This is a genomic window from Pseudorhodobacter antarcticus (genome assembly GCF_900110135.1).
GTDB lineage: Bacteria > Pseudomonadota > Alphaproteobacteria > Rhodobacterales > Rhodobacteraceae > Pseudorhodobacter > Pseudorhodobacter antarcticus.
In genome coordinates this window covers 1-14,437 of record NZ_FOCO01000060.1, presented here as the reverse complement: position 1 = coordinate 14,437, position 14,437 = coordinate 1, and the positions used below count along the sequence as shown (strand labels likewise).

The following is a 14,437-nucleotide window of genomic DNA, read 5'->3' as shown; positions in this document are numbered from 1 at the left end:
TTCAAGACGCTGAAATATCAGCCTGAATTTCCCAAGAAGTTTGAAACTATCGAGCAGGCCCGCGACTTCTGCCGCAGGTTCTTTGCATGGTACAACGAAGAACATCATCACGCAGGTATCGGGTTGATGACCCCCGATCAGGTCCACTTCGGACAGGCCGAGGCTATCTATGCCGCACGCCAGGAAACCCTCGATACTGCGTTCATCAGCACGCCCGAGCGCTTCGTCCGCAAGCCACCCAGGCCGCCTCACATCCCGACTGCTGTCTGGATAAATCCACCAAAGCAAACGCAGGGAAACCAAGCTTAAAGTCCAAAAGCCACTGCCTCAAAGTCGTTGACACGTTCCGTGGTGCGGCGGGCTACCCGACGACACAGGTCTGAGGCTTAAGCTTGAACCGTATGCTTTTCCCCGTGCGATTGCTGCTGTTGTGCCGCGCCTGCGTGTCCGATCACTGCAATGTTGCCCAGTCACCAAATTGTCAGAAACCTTCCCGCGTGGGATGGCTTGACGGATGCCTGCCATTCCGGCAGACACAATAGATGATGAAAAACCGCTTCATAACAATGCTAATCAAGGCCGTTGCGTGTCTTGTCATGGCATTGTCTATTGTGTTGTTTCCACCATCGGCGGCGCATGCTGGTTCAAACATGCACGCAAGTCGTGATGCGATAGTTGCCCAAGCTAATTTGTCGGCCTCACATCATGCTGTCAGCAATGACGCAGCACAATCCACCAGTCCCGCCAAATGCTCGTCCGACGTTAAGCCGGGCCACGCTGACACTGGCGCAAAGCAATGCTGCAGTGGGATTTGCTTGACTGTTGTCCTGATAAACGAGCCGGTCCTGCGCCAAGGGCAAGTTTCGATCAGCCGCTTCACTGCGCATGCGACCGAAATGCCGCATGTTGATCCAAACGGATTTTTGCGCCCTCCCAAACTGTTGATCTGACGAAAAGCCCGTAACAGGGCCGTCTTTTTGAGCGCCTCAAGCGCACTTTCGATCAACAGTCAGGTCAAATATAATGAAATCTCTCATATTCGCCGGGGCATCTGCCCTTGCGCTTGGCGCTTGCGCTTACACGCCCACGCCGCTTCCGGTGACGTTTGCCCAAACGGCACCAATCAATCCCGCCGTTGCATCCCCGATGTCCTATAGCGACCCGCTTGCGGGTTACACCTACCGCGGCCCGACAGGTCCGCGCGATTGGCGCGAAGTCAATGAAGAACAGACGGAGGGCAAATGATGAAAATCATGAAATTATCTCTAGTTTTGGGGCTTCCGCTGGTGCTTGGCGCTTGTGCCGGTCTGGTGCCCGGCGACTACACTGATGGAAAAGCAGGGTTTGCCGCTGTGTCGGGGGCAACATCAGCTGCCATCGGCAAGCGCACTGTTTTTGCTCAGACCCAAGCTGAAAATGCCGCCCTGTCGCGTGAGGTTCACGGGATGGTTCATAAAAAGACCATCTCGGCGGAAACCGCAGTGCAAGTTGCGTTGTTGAACAACAAGGGTTTGCAGGCGTCTTACGCGAATGTCGGGATTTCGGCAGCCGAGGCATGGCAGCAGGCGACGCCGGTCAACCCCATTGTATCCATCGGGTTACTGGGCATCGGCGCGCCGGAATTGGGCGCTTACCGCGCCATTGAGGGGCTGGTGCGCGCCAATATTCTGGATGCGACCACCCGAAAGCAACGGATGGCGCTGGCTGATACCGGGTTCCGTCAAGCGCAACTGATGGCTGTAAACGACACATTGGCCCTGGCCAGTCAAACGCGCATGGCATGGATAAATGCCGTGTCGGCGTTTGAGACGGTCGGCTATTTGAGCCGGGCCAAGCAAACCTCGGATGCCGGGTCGGAACTGGCGCGGAAACTGGGGGAAACTGGAGCGCTGAACAAGGCTGGACAAGCCCGTGAACAAGCCTTCAACGCCGAACTCGCGGGGCAGTTGGCGCAGGCACGCCTGAACGCCGCACGCGCCAAGGAAGATTTGACGCGGCTGATGGGGCTGTGGGGCACCGAGGTGGATTACACCGTGCCCAACGCACTGCCCGCCTTGCCGCGTTCGGTCGGGCGGATATCGAACATTGAGGCGAAAGCCCTAGGCAACCGTGTCGATCTTCGCATCGCAAAGCTGGGGCTGGACGCGCAAGCGCAGGCCTTTGGCCTGACCGATCAAACCCGCATTGTCAGCGACTTAGAAATTGTCGCGGGCGCGGAACTGGAGAGAGAGGTCGGGGAAGACGGTGAGGTCGACCAGAAAGTTGCGCCTCCGAACCTCGAGGTCGAATTCGCCATACCAATTTTTGACAGTGGCAAGGCGCGAATGCGCAAGGCCGAGCTTTCCTATCTGCAGGCCGCAAACGTGCTTGCGGAGAAGGCCGTAAATGTGCGGTCGGAAGCGCGGGGTGCCGAGACAACATATCATTCCGCCTACAAGATCGCGCGCCATTACCGCGATGTCGTGGTGCCGTTGCGCACCACGGTCGAGGAGGAAGGTCTGCTGTCTTACAATGGCATGATCACCAATACGTTCGAGCTGTTGATGGATGTGCGCGAAAAACTTGGCGCGGGTTTGGAAACGGCAAACGCAAAACGCGACTTCTATCTGGCTCAGGCCGCTTTGACTGCCGCCATTTATGGCGGTGAGGCTGGCAGCGGCGGCGGTGGAGAGGTTGCATCCCTTGCCGCAGGCGGCGGCGCACCTCATTGAAAGGACTTATGACATGTTGAACAGACGTCAATTGATCGGGGTCGGTGCGGGCGCAGCGCTTGTCACCACCCAAGCTTGGGGCAAGACCACGAATATGGGCTTGCCGGATGCAGCCGAAATGGACAGTGCATCGACACTGATCACCCCGCGCCCATCTTCTGGGCCGGATTATACGCCAGTGGTCACGCTGAACGGCTGGACTTTGCCATTTCGGATGAATGGGAACGTCAAGGAATTCCACCTTGTCGCGGAACCTGTCGAGCGGGAGCTGGCCGAGGGCATGACCGCCCACCTGTGGGGCTATAATGGCCAGTCCACCGGCCCCACGATTGAGGCAGTCGAGGGCGACCGCGTGCGCATCTATGTGACCAACAGGTTGCCGGAACACACCTCGGTGCATTGGCATGGAATGATCCTGCCCTCGGGCATGGATGGTGTCAGTGGCCTGTCGCATCCCGGTATTCCACCGGGCAAGACCTACATCTATGAGTTTGATTTGGTCAAATCCGGCACCTTCATGTATCATCCCCACGCGGATGAGATGGTGCAGATGGCGATGGGGATGATGGGGTTTTTCATCGTTCATCCCAAGGACCCCGCCTTCATGCCGGTGGACCGCGATTTTCTGATCATGCTGAACGCCTTTGACATTGATCCCGGCACTTATGTTCCGCGCATCATGACGATGACGGATTTCAACCTGTGGACGTGGAACAGCCGAATCTTTCCCGATATTGATCCGCTGGTCGTGAACCGGGGCGATAAGGTGCGGGTGCGGGTTGGCAACCTGACGATGACCAACCATCCGATGCACATGCACGGGTATGACTTCAAGGTCACCTGCACCGATGGCGGCTGGGTGCAGCCGTCTGCGCAATGGCCGGAAGTTTCCATCGACATCCCTGTGGGGGCAATGCGCGCTTACGAGTTTGTCGCGGATCATTTGGGTGATTGGGCGATCCATTGCCACAAGTCGCACCATACCATGAACGCCATGGGACATGATGTGCCGACCTTCATTGGGGTCGATAAGAAACCGCTGACCCAGAAAATCCGCCAGTTCCAGCCGGAATACATGCCGATGGGCACAGCGGGTATGGCGGATATGGGCGTGATGGAAATGCCGCTGCCAGACAACACCATCCCAATGATGACGGGTTGGGGGCCACATGGCCCGATTGAAATGGGCGGCATGTTCTCGGTCGTCAAAGTCCGCGAAGGGATCGGTGCCGACGATTATTCTGACCCCGGCTGGTATGAAAACCCACCCGGAGAGCAGGCCTATGAGTGGACGGGCGAATTGCCCGAATTCACCAGCAACACCAGCCCAAAAACCCAGTATACCCCCCGCCCTGCGCTCACCAGTAAAGGGTAATCCCGCCAACCCAACGGCCCCGGAAAGGGGCCAAATATACAGGATGATGATATGAAACTTACGATGATTGCAGTCCTATTCGCCGTCATAAACGTCCCCGCTTTTGCGGGTGGCACACATGGCGGGGGCCATGGTGACATGATGGAAGTCGGCATGCCGGCCAAAAAAGCCAGCGGGATGACCAAGGTCAAAGTCTCGCTGACGGAGACGGACGACGGCGAGATGCTGTTCGCGCCGCGCCAGCTTGATTTCAAAGCGGGCGAAACGGTGATGTTCACCATCACCAATGACGGCGATGCGGAGCATGAGTTTGTGATGGACACCATCCTGAACAACGCAAAGCACAAGGAAGTCATGAACAAATTTCCAGATATGGAACACGACGACCCGAACGCCATCCGCCTGCAGCCCGGCGAAAAAGGCACCATCATCTGGACCTTTGCCAATAGCGGCGTCTTTGAATTCGCCTGCCTGATCCCCGGCCACTATGAAGCCGGGATGCATGGCGCGCTGACTGTAAACTGATCCCAACACCCACGTAACAAAAGGAAACTAAAATGAAACTTCTGAAAACACTCTCGCTGACAACGACGGTTCTGATCGCCTCAATGTCATTCGCCTCGGCAGAGACCTTTACCAAAGGCACCATCAAAAAGCTGGATGCAAAAGCTGGCAAGGTCACCATCATCCATGAGGCGTTGGTAGATCTGGAAATGCCCGCGATGACCATGGTGTTTCGCGCCGACAAAGACATGATGGCCAAGATGACCGAAGGCAAGGATGTCGAGTTTCTTGCGGGCCGCGTGAATGGCAAGCTGACGGTTACAGCCTTGAAATAAATCACGACACCGGGGCGCTGGCGAAAGTCTGCGCCCCGGATTTCCAAAAGCTGCACATCAGGAATATCACATATGAAACGAACGGCCTTTCTGTTTGCCACCATCGCGGTCGCTGCGGGCGCCTATGCCTATTTGCAATTTGATACGGCAAAAACGACCGATCTGGCCAAGGCGTCACTGCCAGACGGTGCGCTTGTTGTGGTCGCCTTGCCCGCCACCCTGAACGAGCAGGAAACGATGGGAAAGCGCGGCTTTGATGCCGTCTGCGCCGCCTGTCACGGCACAAATGCGCAGGGTCGCGATGGTGTCGCCCCTCCGTTGGTGCACCGGATCTATGAGCCAGGGCATCACGGCGACATGGCATTCGTCTTGGCGGCCAAGAATGGCGTGGCGGCGCATCATTGGCCATTTGGGAATATGCCTGCTGTTGAAGGTGTAACCGACTCCGATGTGTTGAACATCGTCGCTTATGTGCGGGCCTTGCAAAGAGAAAATGGGATTAATTGAACAAGGGTGATTTGCAGAAATTCAAATCGAGAATGAGCGAAATTTCCTGTGCGTTTTCTGATTTTTGCGATGGGTTTGATGAAGGTCTGGCGAGCGATAGCGGCTATACCGTGAACACCCTGAGGGCTTTTTCCTGTTCCCAACCGATTGGCGTTTTGCCATGCCGACAATACGCCGTATATTAAGATGAGAAGGAGATATTTATGCCCATCGCCACCCTGACACGTCGCCACCTGATGCTTATCACCGCAAGCGCTGCCTTTGCCCGACCAGCATTTGCAGATGCCCCCACCATCCACGTCGTCAAGGACCGGAACTGCGGTTGCTGTTCTGCTTGGATCGACGTTCTCGCGGCCGACGGGTTTGCAGTGACCAGTGAAGACAGCCTTGGCACCTTGTTAATGCGCTACAAGGCCGACAACGGCATACCGCAGGACATGATCTCGTGCCACACCGGCAAAGTCGCGGGATACATGCTGGAAGGCCATGTGCCGCCCGCCGATATCCGCCGCCTGTTGGCAGAGCGACCCGATGCCATTGGTCTTGCGGTGCCGGGCATGCCCTATGGCTCTCCCGGCATGGGGCCGGAGAACGAACGCGATGCTTATGACGTGTTCCTTATTCGGAAGGGTGGCACCACGGAAATATTCACGCGCTATGAGGCTGCGTGACGGGTAGCGTCGATCAACATTCGGGATCGCATGCGGGGTTTCCGACGCTCACCCGATAAAGATATTATCTGCTCGGCCTTTGGTAAAGGGTGTAGGGTTTCTATCGCCATTACGATATGCAAAGAATAAGGATATCAGATGCTTATAAAAATACATTACACGCCAATTACTTCAAATTCGACAGCCGCATGGGTGGCCACTCCTTCGCCCATGCGCAAAAGGCGGTATCGACCAATCTTGCTGGGGATCACCCTTTTGGCACTGGGGGCCTGCACAGCCCCGATGAACCAGACTGATAAATCTACGGGATTTATCAAGGAATTGCCAGAAGGCGTGGCCTTGATTGCAGCGCCCTATCAGAACCTTCAGGAAGTGGTCCTGAAGCCCGAAGATGGGTGCTACTGGTATCGCCACTATGGTCAGATTGAAACAACGATGTTGCCGCTGCGGACTGTCGAAGGTCGACCGATTTGCACACAGGTTGCCTTCAAGCCGCCTGTTGCAGGCTGAGAGGTCAACTGGCTTTGTGGAACTTTGGTGGCCGGCGAGGAACCTACCTTCGCTGACCTAAAAGTCCAAAATTTTGGACAGATCTTAACTGGTTGTCGTCACATTGCCTTCTTCTGCGGGGTAAAGGTGAACCGTCACACCTGTCTCAACCTGATCAAACAGGTCGTTGATATGCGGCATCACCATACGCACACAGCCTGAACTTGCGCGGCCCCCAATCGAACGTGGCAGAGGGGTGCCATGGATCCGCAAATAGGTGTCGCGTTCCCCAACAAAGAGGTAAAGCGCACGCGACCCCAACGCGTTGGCAGGGCCGGGCGGCATCCCGTCCGCATATTTGGCATACACCTCGGGCTCGCGGGTGATCATATTTTGCGTTGGCGTCCACCTTGGCCATTTTGCCTTGCGACGGACTGTATAAATACCAGGCTCATACAGACCGTCCCGACCGATGGCGACGCCGTAGCGCATGGCCGTTCCATCCGCCCGAATATGGTAGAGATATCTCGCTATTGCGTCGACGTGGATGTCGCCAGGCAGAAAACCACTCCGCGCTTCCACCAAGGTTGGAAGCAGGCGCGGATGCAGTCCCCAAAGATTGGTTGTGGCGCTGTCGTATCCGATAGGTGTAACCTGAGCATCCCAAGCGGCCCATTGACCCTCAAGATGGGTTGACGCGAAAGCCGGCGCGGCAATCGGCGGCGAAAACAGTGCGGCACTTGATATGATGAAATGGCGTCTGGTGAACATGTGAACCGCTTTGTTAGAATTATTGAAAGAGACGCCCTTTGGTATCACACTTTTATCCAAGTAGGGAACGGATTCCGGCCTTAATGCTTGGTCAAGTCTGTGTGAGATGTGGTGATTTCTAGCGCGCAGCTTTCTACGTCCCTTGGGCCTTGCGCAATCCAAAGCGCCTAGGCCTTGACCGTCAGTGAAAGCGAATATTTACGGATATTGGCATCGAAAGTATCCGACACAATGATGAACTCATTAGCCTGCTTGCGCGCTTGCAGGGCCTGCAAGCTAGCCTTCACTTTCGCCGGGTTACCGACCACGGTGCAGCAAAGCATCCGGCTGACTCGCGCTTTTTCGGATGCGGACCAATCAGCCTCAATATTGTCGATGGGTGAATGAAGACCCTCCATTAACAGGGTTGCGGCGACGCTAGTTACCACTTTCGGCAGCAGTGCGCTCTGCTTGAAAGGCTCCCATTTCCATCGGCCATGTCGATCGGATGAAGGCCAAGATGGTCTCGATCTCGGCTTTATTCAGAATGTCACCAAATGGGGGCATACCTGAGTCAAAGCTCACCCTCAGGTCATCAAGAAATGCCTGACCGCCCCGACGGGTGTAGTCAAACAGCATCGCGTCGCCGTGATGCCAAGTGTGGCCGGTCTCGTCATGTGGCGGGGCCGGCAATCTACCGTCAGGGCCGGGTTGCCGCCAATCGGCGGCCCCTTCTAGGTCCGCACCGTGACAGACTGCGCAATGCTGGCCGTAGAGGTCGCGTCCAAGGGCCGTGTCTTGCGCAAGTGCGGCGCCCTCGAAAAGAGGTATCGCGCAAAGGCCCAAAAGAACCACACTTAGAGGACCGTTGTTGATGATCATATTGTAAGCACCGGCATGGTTTGCGCCTTAAGGTCATCTCAGTTTTGCACCCTGTGGCCGTAGTCAATCGGATGAACCGAGACCATTTCGGCTGCGAAGTAGAAGGCAAACAGCACCAAGATGATCTCGAGGCGGATGGAGGATGCAAGCCGTGCCCCGGCCCCAGGTTGGCCTTGTGCCAGCGCCGGGGTGTGGCGCAGCCGGTTCGACAGGGCGAGTGCGAGGGCCGCCAGGACAGCCATGACCTTTGCTGCGAGCGCCCAGCCATGCCATGCCTCAAAGATCAGGTCCAAACGGACGGTCAGATACCAGGTCAGCAGGACACCGCTTGCAATCATACCCACCACTGCGACCGTCGCCGCGCGGCTCCAATCGTGCAGCAGTGCCGCAGTTTCCGCGCCATCGGGACGCTGCGCCACTGAAAGGAGCGGTAAAAGCGAACCAACCCAAAACGCCACGACGCCTAGGTGCAGGACCACCAGCGCCGCGATTTCTTGCCGTGGCTGAAAGAGCATTGAGTGCCCCATCGCCGCATAAGACCCAAGCACAAGCACCCCACCCACCGCCGCGATTGCAGGCCCTGCGCGCCAGGGCATCGTCGCGGCAACAAGCAAGACCAAGCCCGCCCACCGCATCCAGAACGCATCGCCGATGCGCGAGCGCATCATAGCTTCCCAGACGGCGCTGTCCGTCATGCTTGCCCCGGCCGTCAGCACCAATACCCGCAGTGCCAGCGCACCAACCGACAGGGCCAGCCCTGCGATGATGGCGCCCAAGAGGGTGCGATGCAGCCGCGTTACCTCTGCAGGCCGCAACCAGTGGCCGTATCCGATCATAAAGAATGCCAGACCCGCTGCGCCGATGGTCGCTGCGTAGTGAAACGCGCGCACCACCACGCTGATGCCGTCAAGAAAAGACGGATCTGGTTGCAGATATTCAAGAATCATGGACGGCTCTCGCCCGAGACGCTGAATGGAATGGCCCCGCCAACCGCATGCCCGTCCGGCGAGATGATACACCATTCGGCCCGGAATTCGCCGGGTTCCAGCGGCGGCAGGTCGATGATCTTAATCGTTGCCTCACGGATTGCGCGGCGTGGCAGCTCGATCTCGGCACCATCCAGCCGATGCAAGCGCAGCGTGGTCAACGGCACCCCTGCGTTAAACTGCAGCTCAAAGTTGGCCGACGCGCAGTCCAGCACTTCCCCGGCGTCGGGGACGGATCCGCGAAGTTCGGAATGCGTGGCCGCAGAAGACGCGGCGGTGATTGCCGCCAGTATCGGGAACACACGAAAGATGCTTCTTACGATGAAACCAAAGCGAAATCTGATGAACCGTTCTCAATTTTTGATAAGCCTGACAGGGACGCAGCGGGAAGTGAAAGCTCTGCCCACACCAGATTGCCCTTAGTTCAAACCATCAGTTTCTCAGATGCTACTAAACTGGTCTGATGCGAAATCAAAGTAGTGTTCTCGTCGTTGGAATATCTGGAGAGTGGCATCATGATCCCGGTTTGCTCGCACATAAGTTGTTTTAGATTGCCGCCTCCCGTTTGCGTGGCCACTCTTGTAAAGGCATTGCATCAGCTCGACTGTCCGAACCGGGGCCGTCCGCTTAAAGTTTGTCACCGATGATCGACATCACGCAGACGTGGTGCATGAACATGCGCGCGTATCAAAAAGGCCGCAGCGATTCCTGCAATTGCGCCGAACAGATGTGCCTCCCAGGAAACACCGGGCTGACCGGGCAGCACGCCCCAAATGATCGAGCCATAGACCACCCCGATCAGAACCGACGCGCCAAGTGTCACCGGTGAGCGGCCTACAAAGCCGCGCGTGATCAGAAAGCCGAACCAGCCAAACACCAACCCGGATGCGCCGATGTGAATGGCCGAAGTGCCAAAAAGCCAAACCAAGGTGCCCCCGAGGCCGACCACGACCATGTTCATGGCCGCAAGGCCGCGCGTGACGGTTGCGGCAAGCAGCGTGCCCAACACCAGCAGGGGCGGTGTATTCGCGATCAAATGCGCGAAACTGCCATGCAAGAACGGCATGCCGACGATACCATCAAGCCCGATCAGATGCCTGGGGATAAGTCCAAAGGTGACGCTGAGAGCGTCGCCGGTGGCCCAATTGACCATCTGAATAACCCACAGCGCGGCCACAAAACCAAATAGGGCTGCGACCCTCTTCAAAAACACGTGCATGTGACCCGGACCCATCATACCCCTGAGCATATGTTACGGAAAAATCTGACCTGAGTGTAACCGAAGGTGTCGCATAAAATCCAATGCAGTCTTGAACCGGCTGGCTGACCCGGCTGTCATGCCTGCGGCATTTAGCGCCAGCCTCTCGTGGTGGGCATATGCCCTTCGACCCGTTGACATGGTCCACATACCTGATAGCGCCAACTGCATAAACGGTCATTCACCCAAAGCCCGGAGGCATCATGGCAGTCCTTTCCACGATCCGCCGGCCCAACATCCGCCGCGAAATTCCGGCGGTTCTGGCCCTCGCCGTGCCGATCGTGGCGGGGCTTGGCGCGTTTACATTGTGGGCGTGACGGATGCGGTGATGTTGGCCCCGCTGAGGGCGCTGCCGCTGGCGGCGGTGGGGATCACCAATGCTGTGGCGGTGATCTTTTGGGCGTCGATCTATGGGCTTTTGTCGGCGCTATAGGTCCGGGTGGGCTCGGCGCATTCCGGTGATCTTGCGCAATGGCCTCGCACTGGGGGCCTGTGTTGGCCTCGCGGGCACGTCCGTCACGCTGGCGGTCTGGCCGCTGCTGCCGCACCTGAGCCAACCGCCCGAGGTGCTGGCGATCATGTTTCCCTATTGGGTGGCGATATCAGTGCTGATGGTGCCCTTTGCCATCCTGACCGTGTTCAAATCCGCCTTCGAGGCGGTGAACCGCCCCTGGCTTGGCACCGGCTTTGCGTTTCTGGCGGTGATTATCAACATACCGCTGAACTATGCGCTGATCTGGGGGGGCGGCCCACTGCCGCAACTGGGGCTGACCGGGGCGGGGATTGGGTCGCTGGTGGCCGAGGCGCTGGCGCTGCTTTCGGCATGTGTCTTTTGGCGGCGGGCAAAGTCGATGCGACGCTTGCGCCTGCGCGCGGCACTTTCACAGGCCGAGATGGCTTCGGTCGGCCCACGTCAAGTACGGTGATCGCGGCCGGATCGCACAGCGCGTATGCCGCGTCATGATCTCGGAATGTGGCGGCAAGGCGCAGCATGGTGATCAGCTCGAAGGTCGTGCCGATCCGGGCCACGCGTTTTGCGCAGAAAGCGTTGCCATCCTTGCTGTTTTGAACAGCCCATTCTGCCGAAAGATCAACCATAGGCGGGACATGTTCGAGCTCGCCTAACATATCGGCGATCGGGTCATCGTCGGTGCCATAAAAATTTTGGCGTGGCGATTTACGGTGCTGAACAGCTTTGAGAGTGCCGGTTGCAAGAGAGAGCCAAGCAGGGGGGGCGGTGTGTTTTGCGTGAGGATTCATGGAGATCTCCAGTTTTGGAAAAAGATGATGGGCGTTTGGGTTTGAACAAGGTTAGGCAGGAAGGCGCGGAAACAAGCGGCGCAGCAGCGGTGCCCAAGTGGCCTGCAACTGACGGCTTGGTGCGGGGTCGGCTGTAATGTCTGCGACGGCGGACTTTGCCAGACCGAGGGTATCCTCGCCACATGCGGCGATGCGGTCACGCAGGGCGGGGTCAGTCTTGGCCAGAGACATGACCAAAAACACCCACGCGCGGGAATGCATGCCTGCGTCATCTCGGGGCTGATTGTGGGTCAGGAGGCTGGTGAGATGCGCCCTCTCGGCATCGATGTCGCGTTCACCGATGAGCATGATCAGTGCGGCGATGATCTTAGGCAGATAATCGCGATCGGCAGCACTCCACCCTGGTACACCACAAGTTGCTGCGATCAGATCGACAATCCGGCCTGCGCGCAGCTTATCATCTCGATAGATCGCGTTGAGAAAGCCAATCGCGCGCAAATCGGTTGCGTATCGCGCAGGGCCACCACCGGGAAAACCAGCATAGGAAAGTGCCGCTTCCAGCCCGATGGTTTTGGTCCGAACGCGGAAATGATGATGGTCGGGGGATGGGATAATGTGCAGCAGGTGAAAGCAGGTTGGTTTGTCCTTTTTTTGCAACAATGGCGATCTCATCATTGAATCCGAGAACCCGGGACGCTTGCGGCAGGACTAGATCCTGAAACCTCGCAATTGCAGAAGTGCAGGCTGACCCGCATCGACGGCCCAATGCCACGCAATGCCTTCGACCGCATAGAACTGCTCGCGACCGTCGATCGTATGGATCAGGGGCTCCGCGATCTGCACATCGATAGCCAGGCGGCGGCCGTCGTGCATCACAGCAAGAACATCAGGACGTCGCCACCCGATGCGGGCGATGCGTCGTGGATTTCGACCATGGGGCCGCGCCTGCTGCTGGCATCGCCGGATAGGCCATCTTCACGCCAGAAGGGGGTGTCATAAACGGCAACCGCCTTGGCCTGTCCGGCCATCCAAGTCTTAACCGACCGCATCGCGGCCATGGCTGTGTCGGGCAGGGCTGGAGAGCATTGGATTTGTGCAGCCAGGCGCGGAGGCATGGCAAGGATGACCTGATCGGCGACTAGGCTATCGCCGTTAGACAGCGTTGCGGTGATGCCCGAAGCAGTTGCGGTCAGCGCGGTGACCGCCGTGTTCATCACCATATTCTGCATCGGAACACGGGCGGTCAGGGCTGCAATCAACGCGCTCAACCCGCCCATCAAGCGCAAAGATCCCTCCATCGAGGCACCACCGCGCCCGCGTTGCACATGGCCCTGAGCATCCTCAAACAGAAGATCGCCCGTCGAGAATTGCTCGAACGCGATCAGCCCCAAACGGTTTAGCAGGGCGGCAATCCGGGGTTGGCCCTCCCAGAACCACGCGGGGCCCAGATCGAAAGCCGCGCCTGCGTGATGTTCGGTCAGTATGCGGCCACCAAGGCGGTCCCGCGCCTCGATCAGGGTAAAGTCATGGCCTTTGGTTGCCAACGCCTCGGCCAGTGCCAAACCAGACAGGCCACCGCCGATGATGAGGGTTCGCATAGGCTGGCCTTTGACTTTGAGATGCGGCGGCAAGGGCTTGCGCTGATGCCGCCGCAGTATGGCTATCTGAGTTTATGCCAGCAAGGCCAGCATCTCTTCGGCAGCTTTGGCGGATGAGGCTGGGTTTTGTCCGGTGATCAGCTTGCCATCCCGCAGCACAAAGACAGACCAGTCAGCACCTTTCTCAAAGTGACCACCATTGGCTTTCAGCATGTCTTCGACAAGGAAAGGCACGATTTTGGTCAACCCAACCGCCTCTTCTTCGGTATTGGTAAAGCCAGTCACACGGCGACCAGACACCAGCGGTTTGCCATCCGCGCCAAATGTATGGCGGAACACGGCGGGGGCATGGCAGACGGCACCGATGGGGCGATCCGCGGCGGCAAACGCCTCGATCAAGCGCTTGCTATCGGCGTCTTCGGCCAGATCCCACAAAGGGCCGTGGCCACCGGGGTAGAAGATAGCGTCAAAGCCTGCCTCGGTCACGTCGGCCAGTTTTAGCGTGCTGGCAAGGTGCTTTTGCGCCTCTGGGTCGGCCTTGAAACGGCGGGTGTCATCGGTCTGAGCGTCTGCGCCGTCGCTGGAGGGATCAAGCGGTGGCTGGCCGCCTTTGGGTGAGGCGAGGGTAATATCTGCGCCTGCGTCTTTGAACACGTAGTAGGGGGCCGCGAATTCTTCCAGCCAGAAGCCGGTTTTTTTGCCCGTGTCGCCCAGTTTATCGTGCGATGTCAGAACCATAAGGATTTTCATGTGGTAGCCTTTCCGTTGTGGCCAACGCGGATCACGCGCTTGCCAAAGTTTTTGCCCCGCAGCAGCCCGATAAAGGCGCTGGGTGCGTTTTCCAAACCGTCGATGATCTCTTCGCGGTATTTGATTTTGCCTGCTGCGATCCAGCCCGCCATTTCGCTGGCGAATTCTGGATACAGGTGGCCGAACGTATCAAAGATGATAAAGCCCTGAACCTTGATCTTCTTGCTTAGAATCTGCCCCATCATCCAATTCAAACGATCTGGGCCCGCAGGCAGTTCCGTCGCATTGTATTGCGAGATCAGCCCGCAGACAGGAACCCGCGCATTGGCGTTCAACAGCGGGATGACCGCGTCCAGCACCT

The 14,437-nt window shown here is 57.8% G+C and carries 22 protein-coding genes and 1 pseudogene; 12 read left to right on the top strand and 11 right to left on the bottom strand.

From position 1 onward, the window contains the following. From BMY36_RS17580 to BMY36_RS17530, 11 genes are all read left to right on the top strand, one after another. Positions 1-309: integrase core domain-containing protein (locus tag BMY36_RS17580; protein WP_139194127.1), on the top strand; the 309-nt coding region annotated here is incomplete at its 5' end. A 233-nt stretch (positions 310-542) separates the two neighbouring features. Next, entirely contained in the window at positions 543-950 is a 408-nt protein-coding gene (locus BMY36_RS17575; RefSeq protein WP_139194126.1) for a hypothetical protein, read from the top strand. 73 nt (positions 951-1,023) lie between these two features. Continuing rightward, positions 1,024-1,245: a hypothetical protein gene (locus tag BMY36_RS17570; protein ID WP_050519318.1), complete on the top strand. Its 222-nt coding sequence runs from the start codon at positions 1,024-1,026 to the stop codon at positions 1,243-1,245. Further along, positions 1,245-2,711 carry a TolC family protein gene (locus BMY36_RS17565; protein ID WP_050519319.1) on the top strand — a complete coding sequence of 489 codons (1,467 nt, stop codon included), beginning with the start codon at positions 1,245-1,247 and terminating at the stop codon, positions 2,709-2,711. The genes BMY36_RS17570 and BMY36_RS17565 overlap by 1 nt, the downstream gene beginning before the upstream one ends. Positions 2,712-2,724: 13 nt before the next feature. Further along, the gene (locus BMY36_RS17560; RefSeq protein WP_082224807.1) at positions 2,725-4,086 is read left to right on the top strand and encodes a multicopper oxidase family protein; all 1,362 of its coding nucleotides are present in this window, start codon (positions 2,725-2,727) and stop codon (positions 4,084-4,086) included. Positions 4,087-4,224: 138 nt separating this feature from the next. Beyond that, complete coding sequence (locus BMY36_RS20900) at positions 4,225-4,611, top strand: cupredoxin domain-containing protein (RefSeq protein WP_331458125.1); 387 nt, start codon at positions 4,225-4,227, stop codon at positions 4,609-4,611. A 32-nt stretch (positions 4,612-4,643) separates the two neighbouring features. Continuing rightward, positions 4,644-4,925, top strand: coding sequence for a copper-binding protein (locus BMY36_RS20895; protein WP_050519321.1), 282 nt, complete (start codon positions 4,644-4,646; stop codon positions 4,923-4,925). 72 nt (positions 4,926-4,997) lie between these two features. Further along, the gene (locus BMY36_RS17545) at positions 4,998-5,432 is read left to right on the top strand and encodes a c-type cytochrome (protein WP_050519322.1); all 435 of its coding nucleotides are present in this window, start codon (positions 4,998-5,000) and stop codon (positions 5,430-5,432) included. A gap of 32 nt (positions 5,433-5,464) precedes the next feature. After that, positions 5,465-5,617, top strand: a complete 153-nt coding sequence (locus BMY36_RS20065) for a hypothetical protein (protein WP_175469329.1) — start codon at positions 5,465-5,467, stop codon at positions 5,615-5,617. Positions 5,618-5,635: 18 nt separating this feature from the next. Then, positions 5,636-6,103: a DUF411 domain-containing protein gene (locus tag BMY36_RS17535; protein WP_050519324.1), complete on the top strand. Its 468-nt coding sequence runs from the start codon at positions 5,636-5,638 to the stop codon at positions 6,101-6,103. A 282-nt stretch (positions 6,104-6,385) separates the two neighbouring features. Further along, positions 6,386-6,613 carry a hypothetical protein gene (locus BMY36_RS17530; protein WP_331458126.1) on the top strand — a complete coding sequence of 76 codons (228 nt, stop codon included), beginning with the start codon at positions 6,386-6,388 and terminating at the stop codon, positions 6,611-6,613. Positions 6,614-6,697: 84 nt separating this feature from the next. On the opposite strand, the gene BMY36_RS17525 is transcribed toward BMY36_RS17530, so the two are convergent. The 6 genes from BMY36_RS17525 to BMY36_RS17505 form a co-directional block, all read right to left on the bottom strand. Further along, complete coding sequence (locus BMY36_RS17525; protein ID WP_050519326.1) at positions 6,698-7,363, bottom strand: L,D-transpeptidase; 666 nt, start codon at positions 7,361-7,363, stop codon at positions 6,698-6,700. 167 nt (positions 7,364-7,530) lie between these two features. Further along, on the bottom strand, positions 7,531-7,761 hold the full coding sequence (locus BMY36_RS19665) for an LLM class oxidoreductase (RefSeq protein ID WP_139194125.1): 231 nt from the start codon (positions 7,759-7,761) through the stop codon (positions 7,531-7,533). Between the two features lie 19 nt (positions 7,762-7,780). Further along, on the bottom strand, positions 7,781-8,224 hold the full coding sequence (locus BMY36_RS17520; protein WP_074818993.1) for a c-type cytochrome: 444 nt from the start codon (positions 8,222-8,224) through the stop codon (positions 7,781-7,783). 38 nt (positions 8,225-8,262) lie between these two features. Then, entirely contained in the window at positions 8,263-9,171 is a 909-nt protein-coding gene (locus tag BMY36_RS17515; RefSeq protein WP_050519327.1) for a CopD family protein, read from the bottom strand. Beyond that, entirely contained in the window at positions 9,168-9,512 is a 345-nt protein-coding gene (locus tag BMY36_RS17510) for a copper resistance CopC family protein (protein WP_050519328.1), read from the bottom strand. Before BMY36_RS17510 ends, BMY36_RS17515 begins: the two co-directional genes overlap by 4 nt. A gap of 335 nt (positions 9,513-9,847) precedes the next feature. Further along, positions 9,848-10,429: a rhomboid family intramembrane serine protease gene (locus BMY36_RS17505; protein ID WP_050519329.1), complete on the bottom strand. Its 582-nt coding sequence runs from the start codon at positions 10,427-10,429 to the stop codon at positions 9,848-9,850. Positions 10,430-10,926: 497 nt separating this feature from the next. On the opposite strand from BMY36_RS17505, the gene BMY36_RS17500 reads away from it, so the two are divergent. After that, entirely contained in the window at positions 10,927-11,394 is a 468-nt protein-coding gene (locus BMY36_RS17500; RefSeq protein ID WP_050519330.1) for an MATE family efflux transporter, read from the top strand. A 385-nt stretch (positions 11,395-11,779) separates the two neighbouring features. On the opposite strand, the gene BMY36_RS17495 is transcribed toward BMY36_RS17500, so the two are convergent. From BMY36_RS17495 to BMY36_RS17480, 5 genes and pseudogenes are all read right to left on the bottom strand, one after another. Beyond that, complete coding sequence (locus tag BMY36_RS17495; protein ID WP_050519331.1) at positions 11,780-12,400, bottom strand: hypothetical protein; 621 nt, start codon at positions 12,398-12,400, stop codon at positions 11,780-11,782. A 36-nt stretch (positions 12,401-12,436) separates the two neighbouring features. Beyond that, a complete protein-coding gene (locus BMY36_RS20060; protein WP_156215135.1) occupies positions 12,437-12,601 on the bottom strand; it encodes a hypothetical protein in 165 nt (54 codons plus the stop codon). Then, positions 12,601-13,359, bottom strand: coding sequence for a flavin monoamine oxidase family protein (locus tag BMY36_RS17490; protein WP_331458127.1), 759 nt, complete (start codon positions 13,357-13,359; stop codon positions 12,601-12,603). Before BMY36_RS17490 ends, BMY36_RS20060 begins: the two co-directional genes overlap by 1 nt. A gap of 39 nt (positions 13,360-13,398) precedes the next feature. After that, complete coding sequence (locus BMY36_RS17485) at positions 13,399-14,076, bottom strand: type 1 glutamine amidotransferase domain-containing protein (RefSeq protein ID WP_050519333.1); 678 nt, start codon at positions 14,074-14,076, stop codon at positions 13,399-13,401. Continuing rightward, positions 14,073-14,437: pseudogene (locus BMY36_RS17480) on the bottom strand (NADP-dependent oxidoreductase); the annotation flags it as partial. The pseudogene BMY36_RS17480 and the gene BMY36_RS17485, both read right to left, overlap by 4 nt.